The organism is Lysobacter sp. Root76 (assembly GCF_001428685.1).
Taxonomy (GTDB): domain Bacteria; phylum Pseudomonadota; class Gammaproteobacteria; order Xanthomonadales; family Xanthomonadaceae; genus Lysobacter.
The window spans coordinates 207,817-233,448 of sequence record NZ_LMIK01000001.1 but is presented as its reverse complement, the minus strand read 5'-3'; the positions used below and the strand labels follow the sequence as shown (position 1 = coordinate 233,448).

The window sequence follows — 25,632 nt, the reverse complement described above, 5'->3', positions numbered from 1 at the left end:
CATTCGCCTGTTATGTGACTGCGGCGGGCGGCGCTGCAGGGCCGGCGATCGCTCGCAAGCCTCGGTCGTGGCGGGTGCTGGAAATTAGGAGTCGAACCCGCCCGTCACTGAAAGGCCAGCGTGAGGATGCGCAGCGCCTCCCGCGTTCGCCGGTCGCTGAGGTTGCTGTAGAGCATCACGTCCTGCGAGCGTATCGGCGGCAGCGACAGCAGCGCGCCGACGTCGACGGTGCCCGGCGGCGCCGCACGCCGCGCCAGCACCGCCACCGCGAGGCCGGCGATCGCGGCGGCCCCCAGGATCGCGGCGCCCTTGCCGACGAAGATTTCGCGCCATTCGATGCCGGCCCGATCGAGCGCGCGCACCGCATCGATGCGCACGCGACAGGATTCGCCCTGCGTCGCCAGCGGCAAGGGCTGGCCTGCGCGCGGCTCCCAGCCCGCCGCCGCGAACCACGAAAAGGATTCCGCGAACACCGCCTTGCCCCGCTTGCCGCGATCCTCCGGGCGCAGCACCAGCACGGCATCGAGTTCCCCCTGTTCCAGGCCCTGCATGAGCTCGTTGGTGCCGGCGATGCGTATCTCGACCAGCAGGTTCGGATCGTGGTCGCGCATCTGCCGCAACAGGAACGGCAGTTCGCTGCCGACCAGTTGCTGGTTGATGCCGATCGCCAACCGGCGCTGCTCGGTCTCGAAGGCGGCGGCCGCACGGTCGTGGGACGACACCAGTTCGCTCGCCACGCCCAGAAAGGCCAGTCCCTCGGCCGACAGGCGCACATGCCGCGGCGTGCGCTCCAGCAGGCGGCGGCCAAGCTGCTCTTCCAGGCGCCGCAGCTTGATGCTGACGGCGGACTGGGTGGTGCCCAGTACGTCGGCCGCCCGGGTGAAGCTCTGCAGGTCGGCCACCAGCAGGAAAGCCCTGACCGCGTCCACGTCCATCGCCTTCATCTGGATAGATTCGATTTCTATATGCCAGATATCTTTGTAGATGTATTTTTCATATCCATCAAGCGGCCTAGGATGGAGCGGTCGATCCCAACCCTGAGGATTCACCGCGATGAAACCACTGACCGGCGCACTCGTCGCAATGCTGGCGGGCCTGGCCGCGCGCGACGCGCAAGAGCCGCCCCGCGCGTTCCCTTTGCAAGGCAGCTGGACCCTGGTCGCCGCGGACAAGGTCTTGCCTGATGGCCGGACCGCGCGCGACTACGGCGAGCACCCGAAAGGCAGGCTGGTCGTCGATGCCAAGGGGAGGTACTCGCTGCAGATCTTCAAGTCCGAGCGCCTGCCGTTCGCCCGCGACAGCAAGGCCGATGGCAGCGTCGACGAATTCAGATCCGCGGTCATGGGCAGCAGCACCCACTACGGCACGATGACGATCGACCCAGGGGCAGGGCTGCTGGTGTTCTCGATCGAAGGTTCGTCCTTTCCCAACTGGGAAGGCACCACCCAGAAACGCCAGTACCGGTTCGACGGCACCGAGCTGCGCTACAAGGTGCCGCCGCGGGCGGATGGGAGCGTGCCGATTTCCGTGTGGCGCAGGCTGGACTGAGCCCCGCCTTATCTCGTTCGCAGTCCCCGATTCATGCTTCAACCGATGGAGTCGTCATGCCGCATTTCGTAGTCGACTGTTCTCAGGAAATACTTCAGATCCACAGCGAAGCATCGATCATCGCCCAGCTGCATAGGGTGGTGAGCGCATCGGGGCTGTTCGAGGAATCGGACATCAAGATTCGTGTCCATCCTTTCGCGACCTACGCCGTCGGCGGCGAACGCGAAGATTTCATCCACGTCTTCGCCTGGATCATGCAGGGACGCAGTGTCGAGCAACGCGCGGCCTTGTCGAAGGCCATCGTCGGCGAGCTGGCCCGGATGTTTCCGCTGCTTCCCCGCGTTGCCGCGAATATCGCCGAGTTCGAGCAGGCGACCTATTTCAATCGCGCCATGATGTGACTGCCCGGCTGGTCACAGAATGGTGCCATAGCGCTCTCGCTCTCATTCGAGAGCCAGATAGATTTAGGAACAGATGCCCGCTTTGGCTCGTAAGCGGATTTGCCCAGCGCTCCCGTAGTCCTGTCCGCGATGGCCGCAGTCATTCGACCAACGGTCGCGCTCTTGCTTCGACGTGTGCGGGGAAAGGTCCGACAGGGTCACAGGCCGGAGTATTGCCTGACCATTTCCAATCTTTCCGCCTCCGATGCGCTCCGGTTTCGCGCGTAGGCCTGTTCGGCGTCCGGACCGGCGAGATACAAGACCTGACCGGTTCCATCCGTCGCCGCCGTGAGAATGATTTCGGCAATGGACTCGGGGGTGGAATAGTTGCCGCGCCGCTGACCCATGGCGGCCATGACTTTGGACACGGTGTCGCTATAGGCATGCTCGCCGGTCTCGAAGGTGAGGGTCATCGAACGACCGGCGAAATCGGTGGCCACGCCTCCCGGCGCTATGGTCTTGGCGCGGATGCCAAACGGCGCGAGCTCGTACGACAGCGATTCGGTGAAGCCGATCACCGCGAACTTGGTTGCGTTGTAGAGGGAGAACAAAGGAAGCGAGATCAAGCCGCCGAGTGAGGCCACATTGATGATCGTCCCGCCGCCCTGGCGTCGCATCGCGGGCAGCACCGCGCGGGTTACGGCGAAGACACCGTCCACATTGGTCGCGAACTGGCGGCGGATCTGCTCGTCCGTCGCGGTTTCGAACGGGCCGAACACGCCATAGCCGGCATTGTTGACGACCGCATCGATACGGCCGAACGCTTCCAATGTGGCGGCGATGGCCCTTTCCACCGAAACCGGGTCGGTAACGTCGAGGGGCAGCACCTTCGCCTCCTGATATGGAACGAGGGCGGCACCGTCGGCCGGGTTCCGCATGGTGGCGGCCACACGCCAGCCGCGCTTGGCAAACAGGCGTGCGGTGGCTAGGCCGATGCCGCTGGAAGCGCCGGTGATCAGAACAACAGGGGTGGTTTCGTCAGGCATGACCGCCTCTCCATTAGTGAAAAAATATTCGGTTTTAGGGCAAAAAAATACTCAGGACCGGACCCCGTCCCAGCACAGCTGGAACGCGATCGATCGAGCCTCCTCGGTGTCGGCGATCGACCCCGCACGGATCAGCCGCGCGGTCTCGCGGACCGAACCGATGAACAACGAGGCCAGGAAAGGTGTCGGCACCGCCTTCAGGGCTTCCTGTCGCTGTCCCTCTTCGACAATCTGCAGCAATCCTTCGCCGAGCCGCGCGACATAGACGCGGCTGTCCTCGTTCATCAGGGAAGAACCGACAAACTGTTCCATGAAGCTGACCTGGTCATGCTGGCTCAGCCGATGATCGAGCATCCGGTTCCACACTCCGCGCATCCGCCCTTTGAGCGGCAGGCCGGGGTCGATGTCGGCGCCGTAGAACGCCAGGGCCTCCCGTTTGGCGCGGCGGTACACCTCGTTGAACAGTGCTTCCCTATCGGCGAAGTAGACGTAGAGCGTACTGGTGCCAATGCCGGCGGCCTTGGCGATCTCCGTCAGCGTCAGGCCCAGCAGCCCGCGCTCTGCCGCCAAACGGCAGGTCGCGGCGATTACGGCATCCAGCTTCTTTTCGTCCTTCTGCTTCATGGGCGGCATCATAACCGAATATATTTTCGGTTTCAACCTGGCAAAGGGCGCCCGCTAGAAGCGTTGGACTATGTGTTCAGGCAAAGAGCCGCGGGCTACAGTTTTAGGCCCGCTACGCACACGGACACGTCTGCTTCGGGTCGGAAGCGGACATAGCAGCGTTAGTCCAAGCAAAGGAAAGGTGATCCGCCGGCATTGCGGAACATCTGGCTAAGCACGAAACAAATTGCGGAGCAGCCGCGCAAGCAAAAAGGGCCTGCGATCGCTCGCAAGCCCTTCAAGTTACTTGGTGCCGGAGGTGGGACTCGAACCCACACGCTTTTAAGGGCGGCGGATTTTGAGTCCGCTGCGTCTACCGATTCCGCCACTCCGGCAGCGGGCGCGCAGTATAGCCGAGGTCGGCGGGCGCGGTCTGCCCATCGGCTCGATGTCGCTCAAAAGCCGCCGTAGCGGGCCATCGCGGCGGCCAGGACCAGGATCGCGGCGATCAGGATCAGTTCGAAGCGGACCACGCCGCGCTGGCGGGCGACGTCGGCGGGTTCGGGGAGGAAGGCGGGGTTGGCGCTGAGCGCTTTGCGCCAGCGCAGGAAGCGCAGGGTCGGCAGCAGCGAGAGCAGGCCGATCAGGACGTAGGCGCCGAGCTTGGCGTGGAACCAGGGGTTGTGCAGGTAGAAGTCGCTGCCCTTGGCGCCGTAGAACACGCGCAGCAGGCCGGCGACCAGCAGGAAGCCGGCGGCCATGCCGTAGCCGGCGTCGATGCGGGCCAGGCGTTGCAGGGTGGCGGCGTCGAGCGGGCCGCGCAGCAGGGTGGATTCGGCGACCAGCATCGCGATCAGGGCGAAGACCAGCAGGTGGTGCAGGGCGGCTAGCAACAGGTCGGTCAGCATGGGGCGCTCGGCTGTTGTGGCGGGAGAGGGGATTGTAGATGCGGTGGGCGGACGGCGCGTGTTCGCGGCGATCCGTCTTGGGGCAGGGGCGAGGTGAGTTGCGACTGCGCTGGCGCGTCGGAGGTTCGGGTCGCGACTTACGTCGCTCCTACCCCCAAGGCAGAAGCCGGGCGGTGCGGTGGCTGCGCAGGAATATCGGGGCTTCGGGTCGCGGCTTATGCCGCTCCTACCCAAAGCCGAACCGAAGCGGTAACTGCGGCTCAGGCGGCTTCGTCGGTCTTCAGCGCTTTGTCGACGCGGGTGAACCATTCGCCTTCGCGCGGGACGAACATCGAGCAGGCTTCCATCGGCGCCTTGTAGATGTGCAGCGAGACGGCGACGTTCTCGCCGCTGGCGTTGCGGATGGTGTGGTACTCGTGCGGCGGGATCAGGCTGCCGGCGCTGCCGGGGCCGGCGTGCATGCCGCCGGCGGCACGGAAGCGGAAGTGGTCGCCGTTGCGCTCCAGCAGTTCGTACTGGGTGATCTCCAGCTCGCCGTCCCAGACGCCTTCCACGCACCACAGGCCGCAGTGGTCGTGCATCGGGGTGCCCTGGCCCGGGCCCCAGGTCATGGCGACCACGCTGTAGCCCAGTTCGGGGCTGCGGTAGATCTCGCGGCGGGCGTAGTGGTCGTCGATCGGGTCGAAGACGCAGTCGGGCAGGTGCACGTCGCGGTCGCGGATCAGGCAGCACAAGGTATTGCGCAGCGCCGCGGTCACGGCGTGTTCGTCGCCGGCATGGACCGCCTTGTCGATCGCGGCAATCAGCTTGTCGTGGCCCGGGAAGTCCAGATCCGGCAGCGGGTCGTTCTGATGACGTTGCGTTATGTCCATATAACCATTCTAGCGGCATGGGCGGCCGCCGGCACGTCGTCCGGCTGGCGCGAACGCGGGGCGCGCGATATCACAGCTCGGCGAGAAAGCCCGCCACGGCGGGCCCGAAGCGGCCGATATCGACCAGGAAGGCGTCATGGCCCTGCGGCGACTCCAGCGGCAGGAAGCGGGCGTCGGCGCCGCCGGCACGCAGGCCCTCGGCGATTTCCTCTTGCTGCTGCAGCGGGAACAGGATGTCGGTGCGCACGCCGATCGCCAGGGCTTTCTCGACCTGGATCTTGGCCAGGCCGGCACGGGTGTCGGCCGGGCCGGCGTCGTCGGCGCCGCGCGCGTAGTCGCCCAGGTCGAACCAGTCCATCGAGCGGCTGAGGTAGAGGTAGCAGTTGGGGTCGAAGCGGCGCACGAAGCGGCGGGCGTGGCCTTCGAGGTAGCTCTCGACTTCGAATTCCAGGCCGAAGGGTTCGTCGTCGGCGCGGTCGGAGTCCAGGCGCACGCGGCCGAAGCGGCCGTCCCATTCCAGCGCCGAGCGGTAGGTGATCACGCCGAGCTTGCGCGCCATGCGCATGCCGGCCTCGGGGTAGCTGCGCTCGTCGTAGCGGCCCTGGTACCAGTGCGGGTCGAGCCGGATCGCTTCGCGCTGCAGCGAGCGGATCGCGATCGAGAACGGCAGTGCGCGCGCGGCGCCGGAGATGTTGATGTGGCTGCGGGCGATGCCGGGATGGCGGATCAGCAGGGCCAGCGCGGTCATGCCGCCCATGGAATTGCCGATCACGCAGGCCAGGCGCTCGATGCCCAGGCCGCGCACGACCACGGCGGCGGCGTCGGCGCCGTCTTCGACCGAGAGTTCGGGGAAGTCGAGGCGGTAGGGCTCGCGCGTGGCCGGATGGATCGAAGCCGGGCCGGTCGAGCCTTTGCAGCTGCCCAGCGAGTTCACGCAGATCACGAACCAGCGGTCGCTGTCGATCGGCTTGCCGGGGCCGAGCATGGCCTCCCACCAGCCCGGTTCCGGGTTGCCGGCGTTGGCGGCGGCATGGGCGTCGGGCGAGAGGCCGGTGACGATCAGGATGGCGTTGTCGCGCGCGGCGTTGAGTTCGCCCCAGGTTTCGTAAGCGACGCGGGCGCCGTCGAGGCGGCCGCCGCGCTTCATCGGGAAGCCGTCGGGCAGGGCGAAATAACGGGTGCCGGGCGGGATGAATTCGGTCATGCCGGGTGCTGCCTTCCTGGTTGCGGGCGCGGCGCGCTGGGAGCGGCGTCGGCGCTTGGGGGGATCATTTTGCCTGTGCGGACGGCGTGGGGGTTAGGCGCGGGGGCGATGAAGAGATAACGGGAAGCGATTGGCAGGTTGTGGCAAGGCGGGCGGCGATGCGAGCGTAGTTGCTCGCTTGCGCCGGCCCTCACCCCAACCCCTCTCCCGCTCGCGGGAGAGGGGCTACGGGCTTTAGCGGTTGTTCGTGCGTCGTTGCGCCGAAGGGGGTTGCGTGGCGATGGGGTGCGCTGCGCTTGCGCTGGAGGCCCTCACCCCAACCCCTCTCCCGCTCGCGGGAGAGGGGCTATGGGCAGGCTTATTCGACGATCTGGTCGATGGTGATTTCGACGGTGTCCTTGCGGTCGGTGCGCACGGTCTGCGGCGTCGAGGCGAGGTCGCCGGGCTGGGCGATGGCCTGGCCGGAGGCGGAGACGCGGGCGAGCACCGCGACCTGTTCCAGCTGCGAGAGCTTCATGGTCGGCATCGGACTGTCGCCGTCGTCGAGCACGACTTCGAGCGGGAAGTCGCGGGCCGCGAGTTTCTCCACCGCGACCGGCATCGGCGGGCCATTGGGCTGACGCGCGAGCACGAACAGGCTGGCGTCGGCAGGCAGCTTGGCGGCCAGCGCGGGCGCGAGCGTCACGCGGACCTTGAGGCCGCCGGCGGCTGCGGTCGCGGCCGGCGCGGGCAGCGGCGGCAGGCCGGCGTCCTTGCGTGCGGCGTCGATCTGTTCGCGCAGACTGACAGCGGTGCGCGCGTCGACCAGGGCCAGCAGCGGCTCCCAGGTGCGCGCGGCTTCGGCCGGTTGCTCGGCCTGGCGTTGGGAAATGCCGAGGAACCAGCGCCCGCGCTGGTGCATGGGCTGGATCTCGAGCGCGCGCCGCAGCAGCGCGATCGCTTCGGCGTCGAACTTGCGGCCTGGCGCGGACAGCACGCGGAACTCCGCGCTTTCCACCAGCAGATCGGGTTCGTCGGGGGCGAGCTTGAGCGCGCGCGCCATCGCCTCGCGCGCCTTGGGGAGCCGGCCTGCGTCGAGGTAGGCGCGGGCGAGCAGGCGCCAGCCGTCGACGCGGTTGGGCTCGCGCTGGAGCTGGGCTTCGAGCTGGGCGATCGCGTCTTCGGCGGTCGCGGGCGGATCGCGGCGCGCCGGGTCCAGCGCGTCGGGCGTGCCGATCAGGGCGTAGGTCAGGCCGGCGACCAGGACCAGGCTGGCGAGCACGCCGGCCGCGGCCAGCGGCTTGGCCCGCCACAGCGGGCGCAGCACGTAGCCGAGCGCCAGCAGGGCCAGCGCGACGCTGGCCAGTACGAACACGGTCATCACCATTCCTCGTTGTCGTCGTCGCGCGGATCCGGCGCGCGTTCGGCGGACGCGGCCTTGGCGCGGTTGCGCACGATGCCGGCCACCATCGCGCCGCCGGCCAGCAGCACCAGGGCCGGACCGAACCACAGCAGCCAGGTCTTGGATTCGACCTGCGGACGGTAGAGCACGAACTCGCCGTAGCGCGCGACCAGGAAGTCCTTGATCTCGCGATCGTCCTTGCCTTGGCGCATCAGCTGCAGCACTTCGCGGCGCAGGTCGTGGGCGATCTGGGCGTTGGATTCGGCCAGCGACTGGTTCTGGCACATCACGCAGCGCAGCTCGGCGACCAGGGCGTGGAAGCGGGTTTCTTCGCCGGCGTCGCTGAATCGCAGCGGCGCGGGGTCGCTGGCGGGCTGGGCGGCGAGCGGCGCGGCGGCGGCCAGGCTCAGCAGGAAAGTCAGGGCCAGGGCGCGCAGCGAACGCAGAGCGATTCCCCCTCGATCCTTTTTCTGCAAAAGAGGGAAACCAGCGGCGGCTACCTGAGGTCCACCGGCGCGGCCGTTCCCCCTTTCGCAAAAGGCGGGCCGAGTGGATTCGCGTTTCATCGCGTCTTCTCGACTTCCGCCAGCACCGGCAGCAGTTCGTCGCGGATGGTCGCCTCGCTCATCGGGCCGACGTGCTTCCAGCGCACCACGCCCTTGGCGTCGACCAGGAAAGTTTCCGGTGCGCCGTAGATGCCCCAGTCGATCGCGACCTTGCCGTCGTAGTCGGTCAGGACCATCCAGTAGGGGTTGCCGTATTGCTCCAGCCAGCGCAGCGCGTCGGCGTGCTCGTCCTTCCAGTTGAAACCGATCACGCGCACGCGCTTGGTTTCGGCGAAGCGGGTCAGCACCGGATGTTCGTCGCGGCAGGCCGGGCACCAGCTGCCCCAGACGTTGAGCAGGTAGGGCGAACCGCGCAGCTGGTCGGAACGCATCAGGCGGCCGGCTTCGTGCAGCACCGGCAGCGAAAATTCCGGTGCCGGCTTGCCGATCAGCGGCGAGGGCAGGGCTTCGCGGTTGGGATTGCGGCTCAACCACACGCCGGCGGCGAGCAGCACGGCGAGTACGGCGAACGCGGCCAGCGGCAACCAGCGGCTCTTGTTCATGCGGGGTCGCCTCCTTCGATGGCGTTGTCGCGGCGGCCGTCGGCCAGTGCGCTGCGGCTGTGGGCGAGGATGGGTTCGGGCCCGTTCGTTGCCGGCGCGGCGGCGGTTTCATCGGCCCGCTTGGGCCGGAAGCGCCGATCGGCTGCGGCGACGAAGCCGCCCAGCATCATCATCAACGCGCCGGCCCAGATCCAGCGCACGAACGGCTTGACGTGCACGCGCATCGCCCAGGCGCCGTCGCCCAAAGGTTCGCCCAGGGCGACGTAGAGGTCGCGGCCCAGGCCAGGGTCGATCGCGGCTTCGGTCATGACCTGGCCGCCGCTGGCGTAGGCGCGCTTTTCCGGATGCATCACGGTCAGCAGGCGATCGTTTTCGAACACGGTCACGGTGCCGCGGTCGGCTTCGAAGTTCGGGCCGGCACGATGGGCGACGCCGTCGAAACGGAACGCGTGGCGGCCCAGTTCGACCGTCTGGCCCGGCTTCAGCGCGAGTTCGCGCTGCTGGCTCAGGCCTTCGGTGAGCAGGGCGCCGATCAGGAACACCGCGACGCCGGCGTGGGCCAGGGTCATGCCGAGCATCTCGGCGGTGTAGCGGGTGCCGTCGCCGCGCAGGCGCGTCCACACGAAGCGCAGCGTGCCGGCCGCGATCCAGACCGCGCCGCCGACGCCGGCCGCGACCTTCCATGCGCCCTGCGGGGCCATGAAGTAGGCGCCGATCGCCGCGCCGATGGCCAGGCCGGCCCAGGGCAGCAGCATCGCCGCCGGGCGCGAGAGCTGTTCGCGCTGCCAGCGGAACAGCGGCCCGAACGGCAGCAGCAGCACCATGGGGGTCATCAGCAGCACGAACATCAAGGCGAAGTAGGGCGGGCCGACCGAGAGCTTGCCCAGTTCCAGCGCATCGGCCAGCAGTGGATACAGCGTGCCCAGCAGGACCATCGCGCAGGCGGTCGTCAGCAGCAGGTTGTTGGCCAGCAGCAGGGTTTCGCGCGAGCTGGCCTGGAAGGGCTTGCCGGAATCAGGTTTGCCCGGCTCGTCGGACGGCGCGCGCAATGCGTACAGCAGCAGCGAGCCGCCGATCACGATACCCAGGAAGATCAGCACGAACAGGCCGCGCGAGGGGTCGGCGGCGAAGGCGTGCACGCTGGTGAGCACGCCGGAGCGGACCAGGAAGGTGCCCAGCAGCGACAGCGAGAAGGTCGCGATCGCCAGCAGCAGGGTCCAGCCGCGGAAGCTGCCGCGTTTTTCGGTCACCGCCTGCGAATGCAGCAGCGCCGCGCCGGCCAGCCAGGGCATGAAGCTGGCGTTCTCGACCGGATCCCAGAACCACCAGCCGCCCCAGCCCAGTTCGTAGTACGCCCACCACGATCCCAGCGCGATGCCCAGGGTCAGGAAAGCCCAGGCAATGTTGGTCCACGGCCGCGTCCAGCGCAGCCAGCGCGCGTCGACCTTGCCGTCGAGCAGGGCCGCGATCGCGAACGCGAACGGCACCGCGAAACCGACGTAACCGATGTAGAGCATCGGCGGATGGATGATCAGGCCCGGGTCCTGCAGCAAGGGGTTGAGGTCGCGGCCTTCGGCCACCGCCGGCAGCAGGCGCGCGAACGGGTTGCTGGTGAAGATCAGGAACGACAGGAAGCCGACGCTGACCACGCCCATCACGCCGAGCACGCGCGCGATCACCTGCGCGGGCAGCGCGCGCGAGAAGCGCGCGACCGCGCCGGTCCACAGCGCCAGCACCAGCGCCCACAGCAGCAGCGAGCCTTCGTGCGCGCCCCACACCGCCGAATAGCGGTAGCCCTCCGGCAGCAGCGAATTGCTGTTCTCGGCGACGTACTTCAGCGAGAAGTCCTGGACCACGAAGGCGTGGGTCAGGATCGCGAACGCGCCGGCGACCAGGGCCAGCTGCGCGTAGGCGGCCGGACGCGCCAGCGCCATCCACGCATCGATGCCGCGCTGCGCGCCCAGCATCGGCAGCAGCGCCTGCAGGGCGGAGATCAGCAGCGCCAGGATCAGGGCGATCTGGCCGAGTTCAGGCAGCATGCGGGGATTCCTGCTCGATGCGTGCGCGCCCGTGGCGGCGCTCGGTGTGGCGACGGTTCGCGCGCGCCTGCGCGGCCGCGCCGCGTGCGGCGACGACGAAAGCGGAGCGGGCGACGACTACGGCGCGGTTGCGGGATGCCGCCACTCAGCGCGCTTCCGCCGCCGCGGGCGCGCCCGGCGCCGGCACGTCGTGCTTCTTGTGCGCCGTGCCCATCTTGTCGGCGACTTCCTTGGGCATGTAGGTCTCGTCGTGCTTGGCCAGGATTTCCTCGGCCACGAAGCGGCCGTCCTGCATGCGTCCGGTGGCGACCACGGCCTGCTTCTCGCGGAATAGGTCGGGCAGGATGCCGGTGTAGACCACCGGCATCTCGGCATCGCCGTCGGTGACGCGGAACTGCGCTTCCAGCGAACCGGAATCGCGTTTGAAGGAATTGGCCGCGACCATGCCGCCGAGGCGGAAGCGCGCGTGCTCGCCGGCTTCGCCGCGCAGCACTTCGCTGGGCGTGTACAGATAGGCGACGTTGCGCTGCAGCGCCATGGCCACCAGGGTCATGGCGATGCCGGAGGCGGCGACCAGGGCCAGCACCCACAGCAGACGGCGGCGACGGATCGGATTCATCGGCTCAATTCACTCGTTTGGCTGCGCGCGGTCTGGACCGCCTGGCGCGCCGCGCGGGCGCGCGCATTGCGCAGCTCGCGGCGGATCTGCAGGCGGCTGGCGACGAAGTCCCAGACCAGCACGATGGCGAACACCGCATAGGCGGCGATGACGTAGTTGAGATAGTTCACCGGCGCGGGCCCTCGCCGGCCGGCGCGCCGGCCAGTTGCGCGACCCAGGCCTTGCCCGATTCGCGGCGCAGGTTGTCGGCGCGCGCGCGGGTCAGCAGCGCGCCGATGAACCACAGCTTGGTGCCGACGATCATCCAGATCAGCGGCGCGATCATGCTCGCGTCCATGCTCGATTCGCCCATCAGGCGGATGGTCTGGCCCTGGTGCAGCGAGTTCCACCATTCCACCGAGTAGCGGATCACCGGCAGCAGCACCACGCCGACGATCGCCAGCAGGCCGGCCGCGCGCGCGGCGGCGCGACGGTCGTCGATGGCGTTGTACAGGCCGATCACGCCCAGGTAGAGGAACAGCAGGATCAGCTCGCTGGTCAGGCGCGGGTCCCAGTCCCACCAGGTGCCCCACATCGGCTTGCCCCAGATCGAACCGGTGACCAGGGTGATCAGGGTGAAGCCGGCGCCGATCGGGGCGCAGGCCATGGCCAGGATCTCGCACAGTTTGATCCGCCAGATCAGCGCGATCGCGGCGTAGACCGCCATCAGCGCGAACACCGCCATGCTCATCCAGGCGCTGGGCACGTGGATGTAGAGGATGCGGAAGCTGTCGCCCTGCTGGTAGTCGGCCGGGACCACGAACAGCGCCCCGTACAGGCCCCAGGCCATGACCAGCAGACCGGCGAGGTAGCCCCACGGCGCCCAACGCGCGGCGAAGCGGTCGAAGGTGGGCGGCGAGCCGAGTTGGTGGAACCAGCGGACGAGTGGATTCATGCAGCTATTCGGTCCGTCCCGGCGACGGGCGTGTTGGGAGCGCGGCGGTTGGACCGCGCGGGCGGTGATCGGTTCGTCGCGACCGGGTTCGGGTTCCGGACCGGCCGCGCGGGTAGGCGGTCAGTTCAGGGCGATCCGGATCGCGGCGGCGGCGGCCAGCGGTGCCAGCACCAGCGCCACCACCAGGCCGGCGCCGAGCATCAGCAGCCCGCCGGTGGCATCCAGTCCCTGGGCCGAGGCGGCCACGCTGCCGGCGCCGAACACCAGCACGGGCACGTACAGCGGCAGCGCCAACAAGGCCACAAGGATACCAGAGCGCCGCATCCCGACCGTCAGCGCGGCGACCACCGCACCGAGCAGACTCAGCAAAGGCGTGCCCAGCGCCAGCGAGGCCAGCAGCACCGGCAACTGCGCGCGCGGCAGGTGCAGCAGTTCGGCCAGGAACGGGGTCGCGATCAGCAGCGGCAGCGCGGTGGTGGCCCAGTGCATGAAAGTGCGCACCGCGACCAGCCAGCCCAGCGGCACCGGCGCCAGCATCCACTGTTCGAGCGAGCCGTCTTCGGCGTCGCCGCGGAACAGGGTGTCCAGGGCCAGCAGGCCGGCCAGCAGCACCGCCAGCCACAGCACCGCGCCGGCCACCTTGGACAGTTCGCGGGCTTCGCCGCCCAGGGCCAGGGCGAACAGCACCACCACCAGCAGGGCGAACATCGCCGGCTGCAGGGCGTCGCCGCGGCGGCGCCAGAGCAGACGCAGGTCGCGGGCGAGCAGGGCGCGGGCGGCGCCGGCCAGGCCGGGCAGGGCGGCGCTGCCGGGGCGCTGCGCGCGGACGGTCGGGTTCGGGGTCATTCCGGCTTCTCGAGTACGAGCATGCGGGTGCGCACCGGCGGCGCCGCGTAGGCGCCGTGGGTGGTGACCAGGGCCGCGCCGCCGTCGCGCAGGTGCGCCTGGACCATGCGGTTGACCAGCTCGATGCCGTCCAGGTCGAGGTTGGCGTAGGGCTCGTCCAACAGCCACAGCGGCGCCGGCGACATCCACAGCCGCGCCAGCGACAGGCGCTTCTTCTGTCCGGCCGAAAGCTGGCGCGCCAGCGCGTCCTCGTAGCCGGCCAGGCCGACGATGGCGAGCGCGTTCTCCGGCAGCTGGGCGCGGCGCCGGCCCTGCAGGCCGCTGAGGAAGTTGAGGTTTTCCAGCGCGCTGAGGTCGGCCTTGAGCCCGGGCAGGTGGCCCAGGTAGGCGATCGCGCGGGCCCGGCGCGCGGCGCGCGCGCGTTCGCCGTCGATGTCGATCTCGCCGCCGTCGGCGCGCAGCAGGCCGGCCAGCACCCGCAACAGGGTGGTCTTGCCGGCGCCGTTGCCGCCCTGGACCAGCAGCGCTTCGCCGGCGTCCACGGAAAAATCCAAGGGCCCGAACACGGCTTCGTCGTTGCGCGCGAAACGCAGGCCGCGGGCTTCCAGCAGCGCAGGGGCGGGGCGGTCGAGTGGGGTCATCGGTCGGGCGAGGGCGGCGGTGGGCCGCGTAGCCGGCTAGTTTAAGGAACCCGCGAACAAAGTTCAGAGGTTTGCGGCCCCGGAGGGTTTGCCCGCGTGCTGAGCATTGGAGTGTTCGGCGCGTGGGAGCGAGTCCGAATCTGCGCCGGGCCCGCGGCAGCCGAACGAACCCATGGCCGGACCGGTTCGCGCGTATCCATGGCAATCGCCAGCCAGACCCGCACTCGGGCGGCTACAGGGCGCCGGCCCATTCGGTATGCGGCGCGGTCGCGGCGCCGTTCGGGTGGGGCAGCAGCATGCGCAGCCGTACCGGCTGGCCGCGGCCCCAGGCCAGCACCGCGGCCTGGCCGAAATCGGCGGCCAGGCGGTCGGCGGTGGCCTGGTCGATCCCGGTCAGCAACCAGCCCGGCTCGCGCCACTGCCCGTCCGGGGCGCTGGCCCAGGCCGACTGGCGAGCGATGCCGGCGGCGTCCAGGCGCGCCACCAGGGCCGCGTCGGCGGCCTCGTTGGCCGCATCCGAGCGCGGTTCGGAGGCCGGGTTCCAGGCGCTGACCAGGACATAGCCCTCGGCCGGCAGATATGCCTCCAGGTCCGGCGCGGGAGCGCCCACGCGCAGGCCGATCGCGTCGCCGTCGATCACCACGGCATACGCGGCCGCGGCGTACAGGGCGGCCAGCTCGGCGGCATCGACGATCTGGATTTCGCGCATAGCCCCAGTCTGGTGCGGCCGGCGCGGGCGCGCAAACGAGCGCCGACGGACGGCGGCGGGGCCGGGCCGGCATCCCTCGTGCAGTCGGGGCGGTGCGCGCTCGATCGGCGCCATGGCGCGGCCGCATGAGCCGGTTCCGCATCGTCATGGCCGCCGTCCTTATATGGTGACGCGGCGATTCCGTACACTCGGCGTCCCCCATGCCACGCCTCAGATCGATGACTCCAGACACCAAGCTGCCCAAGGTCGGCACGACCATCTTCACCGTGATGTCGCAGCTCGCCGCCGAGCACGGCGCGGTCAACCTGGGCCAGGGCTTCCCCGATTTCGAGGTGCCCGCGCGCCTGGTCGATTCGCTGGCGCGGGCGATGCGCGAAGGCAAGAACCAGTACGCGCCGATGACCGGCATCCCGGCCTTGCGCCAGGCGATCGCGGCCAAGACCGAGCGCTGCTACGGCCACCTTCCCGATGCCGACAGCGAAGTCACCGTGGTCTCCGGCGCCAGCGAGGCGATCTTCGACGCGGTCCACGCCGTGGTCCGGCCGGGCGAGGAAGTGATCGTGCTCGATCCCTGCTACGACAGCTACGAACCGGCGATCGATCTGGCCGGCGGCCGTGCCGTGCATGTGCCGCTGGACCCGCGCACGTTCGCGGTGGATTGGGATCGGGTCCGCGCCGCGGTCACGCCCAGGACCCGGATGCTGATGATCAACTCGCCGCACAACCCGTCCGGCGCGATGTTCACGCCCGACGACATCGCCCAGCTGAGCGCGCTGCTGCGCGGGACCGGCATCTATCTGCTGTCGGACGAGGTCTACGAGCACATCGTCTTCGACGGCGTGCGCCACGAGTCCGTGCTGCGTTATCCCGAGCTGCGCGAACGCGCGTTCGTGGTCTCCAGCTTCGGCAAGACCTATCACTGCACCGGCTGGAAGATCGGCTACTGCATCGCGCCGCCGGCGCTCTCGGCCGAATTCCGCAAGGTCCACCAATACAACAGCTTCTGCAGCTTCGCTCCGGCGCAGTGGGCGTTCGCGGAGATGATCGAGGCCGAGCCCGAACATTACGAACAGCTCGGCGCCTTCTACGAGGCCAAGCGCGATCGGTTTCGCGCGCAACTATCCCAAACGCGCCTGCAGCCGCTGCCGGTGGCCGGCGGCTACTTCCAACTGGTCGACTATTCGGCGATCAGCGATCTCGACGATGTCGCCTTCAGTCGCTGGCTGACGACCGAGAAAGGTGTGACGACGATCCCATTGTCGCCGTTCTACGAGTCCGCACCGGGACAGCAACGCCTGGTCCGGCTTTGTTTCGCCAAGAACGAAACGACTTTGGATGCCGCCATCGAGCGACTTCGCACGCTGTAAACGCAATTTTCAAGTGCACCATACGTTCCCCCCTTGCTCATCGCTTGCACTTCGGGCTAACCTTCAGTGACGAGCGTCGCAACAGGCTCGTCAGACATTGTGATCGCGCTGTAAGGGGGGAGTTCATGGACAGAACGATTTTCTCTTGTCGTTCATCGGGTGCGGCATCGCCGCCGTCCGATGGGGCAGGAGCACGCGCGGTCCGCGCCGTCGGGGAGACGGCGCCCGGTACCGCCTACCGACCGAGCCTCGTCCGGTCATCTCAATTTCACTGATCTAGACCATGGTGGCGCGAGCGCACCGGCGAGCCCGGCAGCGTCCGCCTCCGTCTCAGATCGGTGCGCGCGTCAATTCAAGACTATTGGGGAAAGCGTGAGTATCTCTACTGCAACCAGTCATCGTTTGTGGGTCGCGGCGTTGTTGGCCGTCGCATTGGCCGGGTGCGCATCGCGTCCGGCACCGGATTTCGGCGGTCGCTGGAAGCCGGTCAACCACTTCGCCGAAGTTCCGAACGAAATCCCGCTGCAAAAGACCTACGTCTACTATCCGTCGCCGATGGACGGCACGTTGAAGACGATGCTCGAGCGCTGGTCGTCGGACTCGCAGATGCCGCTGTCCTACCTGCATCCATCCGATTTCACCCTGCACCAGGGCGTGGCCGAGATCCACACCACCAGCGTCCAGGACGCGGTCGCCCAGCTGAGTTCGGCTTACGCCGCTCAGGGCGTCTCGGTGACCGTCGAAAACGGCCAGATCGTGGTTCGCGCCGCGACGCCGGCGTCGAGCTCGGCGCCCGTGTCGATGTCGGGCGAAACCGCGCCGTCGTCCCAGGCCGCCCAGGCCGAGGCGACGCACGTGGCCGGGGTCGCGCCGTAAACACGCGCACGTCGTCGCGCCGCGCTGCCGAGGCCTTCGGGTCCCGACGCGCGGCACGCGGCGCACTTTCCATGCTCGTACTGGATGCAGCCTAGATGTTCGGAAAGAAAGCAGTCACTCCCCAAGTGGAGAACGCGGTCGGCAAGGCCGTGAACTACGAAGTCACCATCGCCGACATCGCACGCCGCAGCGAAAAGCGCGCGTGGATGGTGGCCTGGGCGGCGATCCTGATGGCCCTGATCCTGGCCGGCGGCTATTTCTATTTCCTGCCGCTGAAGGAGAAGGTGCCGTACCTGGTGATGGCCGACGCCTACACCGGTACCGCCACCATCGCCCGCCTGCGCAACGACTTCGAGAACCCGAGCATCGTCGCCAGCGAGGCGCTCAACAAGAGCAACATCTCGCACTTCATCATGGCGCGCGAGTCCTACGACTTCTCGCAGATCGGCGAGCGCGACTGGTCGACGGTGTTCGCGATGGCCACCCCGCAGGTCACCAGCGGCTACAAGGCCCTGTACGACAGCACCAATCGCAACAACCCGATCACGCTGTTCGGCAAGACCAAGACCGTGCGCGTGAAGATCCTCAGCATCCAGCTGCACGGTCCGTCCAACACCGACGAAAAGACCAAGACCGCGACCGTTCGCTTCCAGCGCAGTCTGTTCAACAAGGAAAGCGGTTCCTCGGATCCGCTGGACAGCAAGATCGCCACGATCGAGTTCCTGTACAAGTCGAACCTGAAGATGGACGAGAACAACCGCGTCCTGAATCCGCTCGGCTTCCAGGTCATCGGTTATCGCGTCGACAACGACTACGCCGCCGCGCCGCCCATCAGCAGCGAATACCCGACCGGCCCGACCACCGGACCTGCACCGGGCACGCCCGGCCAGCCGGTCGATCCGAACTTGATCCAGGGTCAGCCCGGCGTGCCGCCGCAACCCGGTTTCCCGGGTCAGCCCGGTCAGCCCGGAGTGGCGCCGCAACCCGGCGTCGCCCCGCAGCCCGGCGTTCCCGGCCAGCCCGGCGCCGCCCCCAACACCGTCAATCCGGCGACGCCGCCGGCCGCACCCGCACCGACCGGTAATGCGAATGGAGTCAGCACCCGATGAATTGCCTGCGTAAACATCGCCTCGCCGCCGCCCTGTTGTTTCTGGCGCTCGCCGGCTCGGCGTTACCCGCTGCGGCCCAAGTGGTCCAGGAATACGAATACGAACCCACCCGCATCTACCAGGTGCGCACCGGTCTGGGCATCACCACGCAGATCGAACTGGATCCGAACGAGGTCATCCTCGATTACAGCACCGGCTTCAGTGCCGGCTGGGATCTGAGCCGGCGCGACAACGTCTTCTATCTGAAGCCGAAGAACGTCGACGTCGACACCAACATGATGATCCGCACCGCGACCCACTCCTACATCCTGGAGCTGAAGGTTGTGGCCACCGACTGGCGCGTGCTGGAGCAGGCCAAGCAGGCCGGCGTGCAGTACAAGATCAAGTTCGTGTACCCGAAGGACACCGAGTTCGCGGCGGCCAAGGGCAAGGAAGTCGCCGAGCCGGTCCCGGAGATCAGCACCGCGCTGGACAAGAGCCGGGTCTATCACTTCGATTACCAGTTCTCGTCCCGTAGCGCCAAGAAGAAGGCGTGGCTGATCCCGGTCAACGTCTACGACGACGGCCAGTTCACCTACATCAAGATGAGCGGCCTCAAGGATCTGCCGACCGGCAACTTCCCGGCGGTGTTCGCGCGCGAACGCGAGGGCGGCGAGGACTTCGTGGTCAACACCACGGTCGAGGACAACACCATCGTTGTGCACGGCACCTATCCCTACTTGATCATCCGTCACGGCAAGAACGTCGTCGGTCTGCGCAGGAACAAGCAGAAATGAGCCATAACATGCCGCCCAACCAGCCGGGCCATCCCGACGACAACACTGGCGCTCAGCAGGATCAGCAGAGCTACGGTGCCAATCCCTATTACGGCCAGCAGTCGAACGCCCAGCAGGCGCCCGACCTGGACGCCGGCGCGCCGCTGCTGAAATCCAGCGACGTGCAGAAGCTCAATCGCAAGGCGCTGCTGTTCCTGGGCGGCATCGTGCTGCTGCTGGTCTTCGCCGCGGTCTGGATGTTCAGCCACGCGACCTCCGGCGACGACGAGAAGCCCAAGGTCGAGGAAGAGGTGGTCAACATCCCCGAGCTGCCCAAGGCCGCCGCCGATGTCGCGCCGCCGCTGCCGCCGGAACCCGTCGCCGATCTGCCGCCGGTGCCGTTGGCGCCGGAGATGCCGCCTTCCCAGCAGGGCGATGCCCCGCAGATGGTGGTCGAAGACACCGGTCCGCGCGGTCCGACGCTGATGGAGCGCCGGATGATGAATAGCGCCGACGGCACCCAGGGCTCGATGAACGCGGGCCAGGCTGCAACCGCGGGCATGACGCCGCCGGACGAGTACGCCAAGCAGATGATGGGCATGATGCCGGGCCCGAACGGGCAGATGCCGGCGCAGGGCCAGCAGCGCGAAGGGCCGGCGGTCGCCAGCGCCAAGCCGATCTACAACCCCGACACCTTGCTGGTGCGCGGTACGTACATCCGCTGCGTGATGGAAACCCGCATCGTCACCGACGTTTCGGGCTTCACCTCCTGCATCGTCACCGAGCCGACCTACTCGATCAACGGCCGTCGCCTGCTGCTGCCGAAGGGTTCGAAGATCTCCGGCCGCTACCAGAGCGAGAGCATCAACGGCCCGCGCGTGTCGGTGATCTGGGACCGCATCACCACCCCGACCGGCATCGACGTGAACATGGCCAGCCCTGGCGTCGACAACCTCGGCGGCGCCGGTCACCCGGGCAGCTACAACGCGCATTGGGGCAGCCGCATCGCCTCGGCGCTGATGATCAGCCTGATCGCCGACGCGTTTAAGTACGCCGCGGCCGAGAATGGCCCGGAGACGACCACGGTCGGCGCCGGCGGTGTGGTCGTGCAGAGCCCCTACGAGAGCGTCACCGCGCGTTCGGTCGAGCGTCTGGCCAACCAGGCCCTGGACAAGAGCGTCAACCGTCCGCCGACGGTGACCATCAACCAGGGTACGGTTGTGAACGTTTACGTGGCCAAGGACGTCGATTTCTCGTCCATCATCCGCTGATGATGATGGACGGGGAGACGGTCTGAATGGGTATGGACGATTCGCCTATCGCGGCGGTGTCGAGCGGGTTCCTGGATTACCAGTACGAAGTGCTGGGCATCCAGGACTTCATGAGCTCGCCCGACGTCACCGAAATTTGCATCAACAAGCCGGGCGAGCTGTACCTGGAAACCCGTGAGGGCTGGAAGCGGATCGACGTGCCGACGCTCACCTTCGAGCGGGCGCGGCAGTTCTGTACGGCGGTGGTCAACGAGAGCAACACCGGTCAGCGCATCACCGATGCCGACCCGGTGGTCTCGTTGACCTTTCCGACCGGCCAGCGCGCCCAGTTCGTGATCCCGCCGGCCTGCGACGCGGGCAAGGTCTCGATCACGATCCGTCTGCCGTCCAAGCACAACAAGACCCTGCAGCAGTACCAGGACGACGGCTTCTTCGCCCAGATCCTGGAGAGCACCCACGTCCTGAGCGATCACGATCGCGAACTGCTGGAGCTGCGCGCCTCGCGCAACTACTCCGAGTTCTTCAAGAAGGCCGTGCAGTACAAGAAGAACATCGTCGTCGCCGGCGCCACCGGCAGCGGCAAAACCACCTTCATGAAGTCGCTGGTGGGACACATTCCCGACGTGGAACGTCTGGTGACGATCGAGGACGCCCGCGAGCTCTTCATCGCCCAACCGAACGTAGTGCACTTGCTCTACTCGAAAGGTGGACAAAGCACCAGCAACGTAACTGCAAAGAGTTGCATGGAAGCTTGTCTGCGCATGAAGCCGGACCGAATCATCCTGGCGGAGTTGCGCGGCGACGAATCGTTTTACTTCATCCGAAATTGCGCCTCCGGCCACCCCGGGTCGATCACCAGCTGCCACGCCGGCAGCACGACCCAGACCTGGGACCAGTTGGCGCTGATGGTGAAGGCTTCGGCGGAAGGCTCGGGTCTCGAGTTCGCGGTCATCAAGCGCTTGCTGATGATGACCATCGATATCGTGGTCCATATCAAGGCCCACGCCGGGCAGCGCCACATTACGGGTATCGATTTCAACCCGGAACGGGCGCAGAGCGAGTGACACGAGGTCTGTCTCAGTATTATGGGGCGCGGCCTCACCGGGGCAGGGTGGGGCGGCGCTTATTGACATCATTCGTCGCTGGATGAATGATTGAGGCGTCGACTAGGCGCATAACAGGCTGTTCTCGAACGGTTTTGTTAGGTCGACGCCAAGGTCGGCACAGGGGGAAATACGGATGTTGCCCGGTATCGAATTGATGAGCTGCCCGAGCCTGGCGGTTCCGCACGAAGTAATGCACCACGTCGTGCGCGTGGAGTCTTCCTACAATCCGTACGCCATCGGCGTCGTCGGCGGCCGCCTCGTGCGCCAGCCGCGCAGCCTGCCCGAAGCGCTCGCCACCGTGCGCATGCTCGAGGGCAAGGGCTACAACTTCTCGCTCGGCCTGGCCCAGGTCAATCGCTACAACCTGGCCAAATACGGCCTGGATTCCTACGAAAAAGCCTTCGAAGCCTGCCCGAACCTGCAGGCCGGCTCGCGCATCCTGGCCGAGTGCTACGGCCGCTCCAGCGGCGACTGGGGCAAGTCCTTCAGTTGCTACTACTCCGGCAACTTCGTTACCGGCTACCGCCACGGCTACGTGCAGAAGGTCTACGCCTCGATGGGCGCCAAGGCCGCGCCCGCGTCCGACGGCCAGGCGATCGCGGTGATCAGCAAGCCGTCGCGCCGCTCGGTGCCGGTCAGCCGCATGCCGCTGTACGCCACCAGCCGTCAGTCCGGGCCGCAGCGCGTGCCGGCCGCCGGCGCGGTGCCTGCCCCTGTTCAGGTCACCAGCCGCATCTCGATGCCGGTGGCCGCGCCGCCGGCGATGCCGATGGCACCCAATCCGGTCCAGGTCGCGGCCATGCCCGCGCCGGCCTTTGCAGCCCAAGCCGGCGGCGCCACGCCCGTCGCGGCGATGGGCGCGGTGGTCGCGCAGGCGCCGCAACCGGTAAAAGTTCAACCGATGTCGGCTGCCCCCGCGGCCGCAACGGAGCAATCCCAGGGGGACCAGGCATTCGTTTTCTAGCTTGCCGCTCGTAGTCTGAAACAGCAGGTCGTTTCGCCATTCAATCGTCGTCAAATCGAAAGAGGGATCTATCCATGAACTCCAACGCGCATCTCAAGACCATCTTCACGTCCTTCCTCATGGCGACCCTGTTCGTCGGCCTGCTCGCGGTGCCGGACATCGCATTCGCCCAGGCGGGCGGCGGCGCCGACGCTTCCGGTCGCGTGAAGGGCTTCATCAATAACCTGAACACGCTGCTCAACATCGCTTCGGTCGCGGTCGTGACCATCGCCTTCATCATCGCCGGCTACCAGATCGCCTTCGCCCACAAGCGCATCTCCGACGTTGCTCCGATCCTGGTCGGCGGCTTCGTGATCGGCGCTGCCGCCCAGCTGGCCAAGATGATCATTCCGGAAGACGTGGGTTCGGGCGTGATGCTGACGGTGCTGTCGTCCGCTTATGCATAAGAACGTGCTGTTTCGGGGTTGCACCCGGCCGCCGATGTTCATGGGGGTGCCTTACATCCCCTTCGCCATCGGCGCGGGCGGCGTCATCATGCTCACGTTCTACTTCAACATGTTCTTCCTCGTGCTGCTGCCGGTGGTGGTTTTCATCATGCGGCAGATGGCGAGACGTGACGAGATGATCTTCCGCCTGCTCGGACTGCGTTGGAAGTTGCGCATGAAGATGCGCAACCTCCAGCTGCACCAGGGTATGTGGGTGTTTTCCTCGAACCTGTACCGCGGTCCCGCCGACGCGAGACTGAAAAAGTGACCTCTGCGCCATCGCGGCCCGGCCGCGATGGCGCATGGGTTTGTCGGCTCCGGCCGCTGTCGTCGCCCGCAAGGCGGCGCAGCGGTTCAGGGCCTTTCCGTAAACCGGTTGCCGAATCCGTACCCACATGCTGAATCCCGACACGCCCATCAGCGAATTCATCCCGCTGTCCACCCATGTCTCCCCGACCGTGATCAAGACCACGGGCGGCGATTTCATGATGGTGTGGCACCTGGGCGGACTGCCCTTCGTCGGACGCGAGGAGTGGGAGCTCGAGCACCGCCACAACACCTTCAACCGCATGCTGCAGACGCTGCGTGCGCCGGATTTCACCAACGTCGCCTTCTGGGTCCACGACGTGCGCCGCAAGCGCCGCGTCAAGGGCGGCAGCAAGTTCGACCAGGTGTTCAATCAGGAAATGTCCGACGGCTATTTCGCCACGCTGTCGGGCGCCAAGCTTATGCAGAACGAGCTGTACATGACGATGATCTACCGGCCGATCGTGTCCGGTAAGCGCTTCGTCGAGAAGTCCACCAGCACCGCCCAGCTGCAGGAGCAGCAGGACCAGGCGGTCGCCAAGGTGCTCGAGCTGGCCGGCAACGTCGAGGCCGTGCTCAAGGACTACGCGCCCATGCGCCTGGGCATGTACGAGGCCAAGAACGGCGTCGTGTTCTCCGAGGCCCTGGAATTCTTCGGCTACCTGCTCAACCGCATCGACGAACCGGTGCCGGTGCTGCCGGCGCCGATTCCGAACTATCTGCCGGTCAGCCGGCTGATGTTCTCCAACAAGACCGGCGATTTCGTCGTCAACACTCCGACCGGCGTCAACCACTTCGGTGCGATGCTCAACGTCAAGGAGTACACCGACGCGACCTATCCCGGCATCCTCAACGGCATGAAGTACCTCGACTTCGAGTACGTGATCACGCACTCGTTCAGTCCGATGGGCCGCCAGGACGCGCTCAAGGTGCTCGACCGCACCAAGGGCATGATGATTTCGTCGGGCGACAAGGCGGTCAGCCAGATCATCGAGCTCGACATGGCGATGGACCAGCTCGCCTCGGGCAACTTCGTGCTCGGCGAATACCACTTCACCATCTGCCTGTACGCCGAGAGCCAGGAAAAGCTGGCCCAGAACATCGCCATGGCGCGCGCCGAGCTGTCCAACGCCGGCTTCGTCTCGGCCAAGGAAGACCTCGCCGTCACGGCCTCGTTCTATGCGCAGTTCCCCGGCAACTGGCAGTACCGCACCCGTCTGGCCAACGTCAGCTCGCTGAACTTCCTCGGCCTGTCGCCGCTGCACAATTTCGCAACCGGCAAGAAGGAGAACAACCCCTGGGGCGAATGCGTCACCACGCTGCAGACCACCAACGGCCAGCCGTACTTCTTCAATTTCCACGCCACCCATCCGGCCGAGAATTCGCTGGGCGAGAAGGCGATCGCCAACACCATGGTGATCGGCAAGTCCGGTACCGGTAAGACCGCGCTGATCAACTTCCTGTTGAGCCAGGTGCAGAAGCTCAAGCCGACGCCGACGATCTTCTTCTTCGACAAGGACCGTGGCGCCGAAATCTTCGTGCGCGCCTGCGGCGGCAACTACCTGGCGCTGGAGAACGGTCAGCCGACCGGCTTCAATCCGTTCCAGTGCGAGCGCAACGAAGCCAACACCCAGTTCCTGGCCGACCTGATCAAGGTGCTGGCGAACAAGAGCCAGTACTCGGCGCGCGAGGACGAAGACATCTTCCGCGCGGTCGAGAACATGCTCGACACGCCGATGCACCTGCGCAGCATGACCAACTTCCAGAAGAGCCTGCCGAACATGGGCGACGACGGCCTGTTCGCGCGTCTGCGCAAGTGGACCGCGGGCAATTCGCTGGGCTGGGTGTTCGACAACCCGGTCGACACGATCAACCTCGAGAAGGCCAACATCATCGGCTTCGACTACACCGATGTGATCGACAACCCCGAAGTGCGCGTGCCGGTGATCAACTACCTGCTGCACCGCCTCGAGGAGCTGATCGACGGCCGTCCGCTGATCTACGTGATGGACGAGTTCTGGAAGATCCTCGACGGTTCCGGCGGCCTCAAGGAATTCGCCAAGAACAAGCAGAAGACCATCCGTAAGCAGAACGGCATGGGCATCTTCGCGACCCAGAGCCCGGAAGACGCGCTGGCCAGCGACATCTCGGCGTCGCTGATCGAACAGACCGCGACCCTGATCCTGCTGCCCAACCCGAACGCCAGCCGCGAGGACTACATCGAAGGCCTCAAGCTGACCGACTCCGAGTACCAGGTGGTCAAGGGGCTGGACGAGCGTTCGCGTTGCTTCCTGGTCAAGCAGGGCCATGCGGCCACGGTCTGCCAGCTCAACCTGCGCGGCCTGGACGATTCGCTGGCGGTGATCTCGGCGTCCACCGACAACATCGAAATCATGCACAACGTGCTTCACGAGGAAGCCAAGCGTGCGGGCGTGCCGGTCGACGAGCTGCGCCCGGACCAGTGGCTGCCTACGTTCTACGCCAAACGCAAGGGCTCGGGCAAAGCCAAGCCGAACAACCCCGAACGGGCTACGGCCTGAACATCATCACGGATA

28 protein-coding genes and 1 tRNA gene are annotated in these 25,632 nt (G+C 67.0%); 12 read left to right on the top strand and 17 right to left on the bottom strand.

Going from position 1 to position 25,632, the window contains the following annotated elements:
• Positions 1 to 104: 104 nt before the first annotated feature.
• Entirely contained in the window at positions 105 to 935 is an 831-nt protein-coding gene (locus ASE10_RS00900) for a LysR family transcriptional regulator (protein ID WP_235565756.1), read from the bottom strand.
• A 118-nt stretch (positions 936 to 1,053) separates the two neighbouring features.
• Between ASE10_RS00900 and ASE10_RS00895 the strand changes: the two genes are divergently transcribed.
• On the top strand, positions 1,054 to 1,548 hold the full coding sequence (locus tag ASE10_RS00895; protein ID WP_055899669.1) for a lipocalin-like domain-containing protein: 495 nt from the start codon (positions 1,054 to 1,056) through the stop codon (positions 1,546 to 1,548).
• Between the two features lie 56 nt (positions 1,549 to 1,604).
• Positions 1,605 to 1,949 carry a 5-carboxymethyl-2-hydroxymuconate Delta-isomerase gene (locus tag ASE10_RS00890; protein ID WP_055899666.1) on the top strand — a complete coding sequence of 115 codons (345 nt, stop codon included), beginning with the start codon at positions 1,605 to 1,607 and terminating at the stop codon, positions 1,947 to 1,949.
• Between the two features lie 197 nt (positions 1,950 to 2,146).
• Here the strand turns inward: ASE10_RS00890 and ASE10_RS00885 are convergent, their stop codons facing one another.
• From ASE10_RS00885 to ASE10_RS00810, 16 genes are all read right to left on the bottom strand, one after another.
• Entirely contained in the window at positions 2,147 to 2,974 is an 828-nt protein-coding gene (locus ASE10_RS00885; RefSeq protein WP_055899663.1) for an SDR family oxidoreductase, read from the bottom strand.
• Between the two features lie 51 nt (positions 2,975 to 3,025).
• Positions 3,026 to 3,598 carry a TetR/AcrR family transcriptional regulator gene (locus tag ASE10_RS00880; protein WP_162250165.1) on the bottom strand — a complete coding sequence of 191 codons (573 nt, stop codon included), beginning with the start codon at positions 3,596 to 3,598 and terminating at the stop codon, positions 3,026 to 3,028.
• A 287-nt stretch (positions 3,599 to 3,885) separates the two neighbouring features.
• Positions 3,886 to 3,972, bottom strand: a tRNA-Leu gene (locus ASE10_RS00875).
• 60 nt (positions 3,973 to 4,032) lie between these two features.
• Positions 4,033 to 4,485, bottom strand: coding sequence for a DUF2214 family protein (locus tag ASE10_RS00870; protein ID WP_055899657.1), 453 nt, complete (start codon positions 4,483 to 4,485; stop codon positions 4,033 to 4,035).
• 260 nt (positions 4,486 to 4,745) lie between these two features.
• The gene (locus ASE10_RS00865; protein WP_055899654.1) at positions 4,746 to 5,357 is read right to left on the bottom strand and encodes a cysteine dioxygenase family protein; all 612 of its coding nucleotides are present in this window, start codon (positions 5,355 to 5,357) and stop codon (positions 4,746 to 4,748) included.
• 70 nt (positions 5,358 to 5,427) lie between these two features.
• The gene (locus tag ASE10_RS00860; protein ID WP_055899651.1) at positions 5,428 to 6,561 is read right to left on the bottom strand and encodes a homoserine O-acetyltransferase; all 1,134 of its coding nucleotides are present in this window, start codon (positions 6,559 to 6,561) and stop codon (positions 5,428 to 5,430) included.
• Positions 6,562 to 6,919: 358 nt separating this feature from the next.
• Positions 6,920 to 7,921, bottom strand: a complete 1,002-nt coding sequence (locus tag ASE10_RS00855; protein ID WP_055900188.1) for a tetratricopeptide repeat protein — start codon at positions 7,919 to 7,921, stop codon at positions 6,920 to 6,922.
• A complete protein-coding gene (locus ASE10_RS00850; protein ID WP_200944179.1) occupies positions 7,921 to 8,370 on the bottom strand; it encodes a cytochrome c-type biogenesis protein in 450 nt (149 codons plus the stop codon). The genes ASE10_RS00855 and ASE10_RS00850 overlap by 1 nt, the downstream gene beginning before the upstream one ends.
• A 134-nt stretch (positions 8,371 to 8,504) precedes the next feature.
• Positions 8,505 to 9,050 carry a DsbE family thiol:disulfide interchange protein gene (locus tag ASE10_RS00845; RefSeq protein ID WP_055899649.1) on the bottom strand — a complete coding sequence of 182 codons (546 nt, stop codon included), beginning with the start codon at positions 9,048 to 9,050 and terminating at the stop codon, positions 8,505 to 8,507.
• A complete protein-coding gene (locus tag ASE10_RS00840) occupies positions 9,047 to 11,089 on the bottom strand; it encodes a heme lyase CcmF/NrfE family subunit (RefSeq protein WP_082586029.1) in 2,043 nt (680 codons plus the stop codon). Before ASE10_RS00840 ends, ASE10_RS00845 begins: the two co-directional genes overlap by 4 nt.
• 145 nt (positions 11,090 to 11,234) lie before the next feature.
• Positions 11,235 to 11,708: a cytochrome c maturation protein CcmE gene (gene ccmE / locus ASE10_RS00835; RefSeq protein ID WP_056305539.1), complete on the bottom strand. Its 474-nt coding sequence runs from the start codon at positions 11,706 to 11,708 to the stop codon at positions 11,235 to 11,237.
• Complete coding sequence (gene ccmD / locus ASE10_RS00830) at positions 11,705 to 11,878, bottom strand: heme exporter protein CcmD (protein WP_055899643.1); 174 nt, start codon at positions 11,876 to 11,878, stop codon at positions 11,705 to 11,707. The genes ccmE and ccmD overlap by 4 nt, the downstream gene beginning before the upstream one ends.
• A complete protein-coding gene (gene ccmC / locus ASE10_RS00825) occupies positions 11,875 to 12,642 on the bottom strand; it encodes a heme ABC transporter permease CcmC (RefSeq protein WP_055899640.1) in 768 nt (255 codons plus the stop codon). Before ccmC ends, ccmD begins: the two co-directional genes overlap by 4 nt.
• Positions 12,643 to 12,762: 120 nt before the next feature.
• Positions 12,763 to 13,488, bottom strand: a complete 726-nt coding sequence (ccmB, locus tag ASE10_RS00820) for a heme exporter protein CcmB (RefSeq protein WP_055899637.1) — start codon at positions 13,486 to 13,488, stop codon at positions 12,763 to 12,765.
• Complete coding sequence (ccmA, locus tag ASE10_RS00815) at positions 13,485 to 14,129, bottom strand: heme ABC exporter ATP-binding protein CcmA (RefSeq protein WP_056101536.1); 645 nt, start codon at positions 14,127 to 14,129, stop codon at positions 13,485 to 13,487. The genes ccmB and ccmA overlap by 4 nt, the downstream gene beginning before the upstream one ends.
• Positions 14,130 to 14,361: 232 nt before the next feature.
• A complete protein-coding gene (locus tag ASE10_RS00810; protein ID WP_055899631.1) occupies positions 14,362 to 14,838 on the bottom strand; it encodes a DUF3293 domain-containing protein in 477 nt (158 codons plus the stop codon).
• 218 nt (positions 14,839 to 15,056) lie between these two features.
• On the opposite strand from ASE10_RS00810, the gene ASE10_RS00805 reads away from it, so the two are divergent.
• The 10 genes from ASE10_RS00805 to ASE10_RS00760 all read left to right on the top strand — a co-directional run bounded on the left by ASE10_RS00805 (position 15,057) and on the right by ASE10_RS00760 (position 25,617).
• Complete coding sequence (locus ASE10_RS00805; protein ID WP_056305537.1) at positions 15,057 to 16,205, top strand: pyridoxal phosphate-dependent aminotransferase; 1,149 nt, start codon at positions 15,057 to 15,059, stop codon at positions 16,203 to 16,205.
• Between the two features lie 402 nt (positions 16,206 to 16,607).
• Positions 16,608 to 17,081, top strand: coding sequence for a hypothetical protein (locus ASE10_RS00800; protein WP_082559499.1), 474 nt, complete (start codon positions 16,608 to 16,610; stop codon positions 17,079 to 17,081).
• Between the two features lie 95 nt (positions 17,082 to 17,176).
• Entirely contained in the window at positions 17,177 to 18,190 is a 1,014-nt protein-coding gene (locus tag ASE10_RS20885) for a type IV secretion system protein (protein ID WP_082559498.1), read from the top strand.
• Positions 18,187 to 18,966, top strand: coding sequence for a TrbG/VirB9 family P-type conjugative transfer protein (locus ASE10_RS00790; RefSeq protein ID WP_055899625.1), 780 nt, complete (start codon positions 18,187 to 18,189; stop codon positions 18,964 to 18,966). Before ASE10_RS20885 ends, ASE10_RS00790 begins: the two co-directional genes overlap by 4 nt.
• Positions 18,963 to 20,216 (top strand): TrbI/VirB10 family protein, encoded by a 1,254-nt coding sequence (locus ASE10_RS00785; RefSeq protein WP_055899622.1) that lies wholly within the window; start codon positions 18,963 to 18,965, stop codon positions 20,214 to 20,216. The genes ASE10_RS00790 and ASE10_RS00785 overlap by 4 nt, the downstream gene beginning before the upstream one ends.
• A 26-nt stretch (positions 20,217 to 20,242) precedes the next feature.
• A complete protein-coding gene (gene virB11, locus ASE10_RS00780; RefSeq protein ID WP_055899619.1) occupies positions 20,243 to 21,280 on the top strand; it encodes a P-type DNA transfer ATPase VirB11 in 1,038 nt (345 codons plus the stop codon).
• Positions 21,281 to 21,455: 175 nt separating this feature from the next.
• A complete protein-coding gene (locus ASE10_RS21350) occupies positions 21,456 to 22,286 on the top strand; it encodes a lytic transglycosylase domain-containing protein (RefSeq protein ID WP_082559497.1) in 831 nt (276 codons plus the stop codon).
• A 74-nt stretch (positions 22,287 to 22,360) separates the two neighbouring features.
• The gene (locus tag ASE10_RS00770) at positions 22,361 to 22,732 is read left to right on the top strand and encodes a TrbC/VirB2 family protein (protein WP_055899616.1); all 372 of its coding nucleotides are present in this window, start codon (positions 22,361 to 22,363) and stop codon (positions 22,730 to 22,732) included.
• Positions 22,725 to 23,039: a VirB3 family type IV secretion system protein gene (locus ASE10_RS00765; protein ID WP_082559496.1), complete on the top strand. Its 315-nt coding sequence runs from the start codon at positions 22,725 to 22,727 to the stop codon at positions 23,037 to 23,039. The genes ASE10_RS00770 and ASE10_RS00765 overlap by 8 nt, the downstream gene beginning before the upstream one ends.
• A gap of 127 nt (positions 23,040 to 23,166) precedes the next feature.
• The gene (locus ASE10_RS00760; protein ID WP_055899609.1) at positions 23,167 to 25,617 is read left to right on the top strand and encodes a VirB4 family type IV secretion/conjugal transfer ATPase; all 2,451 of its coding nucleotides are present in this window, start codon (positions 23,167 to 23,169) and stop codon (positions 25,615 to 25,617) included.
• The last annotated feature ends 15 nt before the right edge of the window (positions 25,618 to 25,632 follow it).

Bases quoted from the DNA above. Each gene is read 5' to 3' on its own strand.
- ASE10_RS00880 (WP_162250165.1), bottom strand. From the start codon at position 3,598: ATGAAGCAGAAGGACGAAAAGAAGCTGGATGCCGTAATCGCCGCGACC.
- ccmB (WP_055899637.1), bottom strand. From the start codon at position 13,488: ATGACCCCGAACCCGACCGTCCGCGCGCAGCGCCCCGGCAGCGCCGCC.
- ccmE (WP_056305539.1), bottom strand. From the start codon at position 11,708: ATGAATCCGATCCGTCGCCGCCGTCTGCTGTGGGTGCTGGCCCTGGTC.
- ASE10_RS00895 (WP_055899669.1), top strand. From the start codon at position 1,054: ATGAAACCACTGACCGGCGCACTCGTCGCAATGCTGGCGGGCCTGGCC.
- ASE10_RS00855 (WP_055900188.1), bottom strand. From the start codon at position 7,921: ATGACCGTGTTCGTACTGGCCAGCGTCGCGCTGGCCCTGCTGGCGCTC.
- ASE10_RS00865 (WP_055899654.1), bottom strand. From the start codon at position 5,357: ATGGACATAACGCAACGTCATCAGAACGACCCGCTGCCGGATCTGGAC.
- ASE10_RS00885 (WP_055899663.1), bottom strand. From the start codon at position 2,974: ATGCCTGACGAAACCACCCCTGTTGTTCTGATCACCGGCGCTTCCAGC.
- ASE10_RS00890 (WP_055899666.1), top strand. From the start codon at position 1,605: ATGCCGCATTTCGTAGTCGACTGTTCTCAGGAAATACTTCAGATCCAC.
- ASE10_RS00840 (WP_082586029.1), bottom strand. From the start codon at position 11,089: ATGCTGCCTGAACTCGGCCAGATCGCCCTGATCCTGGCGCTGCTGATC.
- ASE10_RS00845 (WP_055899649.1), bottom strand. From the start codon at position 9,050: ATGAACAAGAGCCGCTGGTTGCCGCTGGCCGCGTTCGCCGTACTCGCC.
- ccmA (WP_056101536.1), bottom strand. From the start codon at position 14,129: ATGACCCCACTCGACCGCCCCGCCCCTGCGCTGCTGGAAGCCCGCGGC.
- ASE10_RS00770 (WP_055899616.1), top strand. From the start codon at position 22,361: ATGAACTCCAACGCGCATCTCAAGACCATCTTCACGTCCTTCCTCATG.
- ASE10_RS00870 (WP_055899657.1), bottom strand. From the start codon at position 4,485: ATGCTGACCGACCTGTTGCTAGCCGCCCTGCACCACCTGCTGGTCTTC.
- ASE10_RS00785 (WP_055899622.1), top strand. From the start codon at position 18,963: ATGAGCCATAACATGCCGCCCAACCAGCCGGGCCATCCCGACGACAAC.
- ASE10_RS00805 (WP_056305537.1), top strand. From the start codon at position 15,057: ATGACTCCAGACACCAAGCTGCCCAAGGTCGGCACGACCATCTTCACC.
- ASE10_RS00760 (WP_055899609.1), top strand. From the start codon at position 23,167: ATGCTGAATCCCGACACGCCCATCAGCGAATTCATCCCGCTGTCCACC.
- ASE10_RS00790 (WP_055899625.1), top strand. From the start codon at position 18,187: ATGAATTGCCTGCGTAAACATCGCCTCGCCGCCGCCCTGTTGTTTCTG.
- ASE10_RS00860 (WP_055899651.1), bottom strand. From the start codon at position 6,561: ATGACCGAATTCATCCCGCCCGGCACCCGTTATTTCGCCCTGCCCGAC.
- ccmC (WP_055899640.1), bottom strand. From the start codon at position 12,642: ATGAATCCACTCGTCCGCTGGTTCCACCAACTCGGCTCGCCGCCCACC.
- virB11 (WP_055899619.1), top strand. From the start codon at position 20,243: ATGGGTATGGACGATTCGCCTATCGCGGCGGTGTCGAGCGGGTTCCTG.
- ASE10_RS20885 (WP_082559498.1), top strand. From the start codon at position 17,177: ATGTTCGGAAAGAAAGCAGTCACTCCCCAAGTGGAGAACGCGGTCGGC.
- ASE10_RS00810 (WP_055899631.1), bottom strand. From the start codon at position 14,838: ATGCGCGAAATCCAGATCGTCGATGCCGCCGAGCTGGCCGCCCTGTAC.
- ASE10_RS00765 (WP_082559496.1), top strand. From the start codon at position 22,725: ATGCATAAGAACGTGCTGTTTCGGGGTTGCACCCGGCCGCCGATGTTC.
- ASE10_RS00900 (WP_235565756.1), bottom strand. From the start codon at position 935: ATGGACGTGGACGCGGTCAGGGCTTTCCTGCTGGTGGCCGACCTGCAG.
- ASE10_RS21350 (WP_082559497.1), top strand. From the start codon at position 21,456: ATGTTGCCCGGTATCGAATTGATGAGCTGCCCGAGCCTGGCGGTTCCG.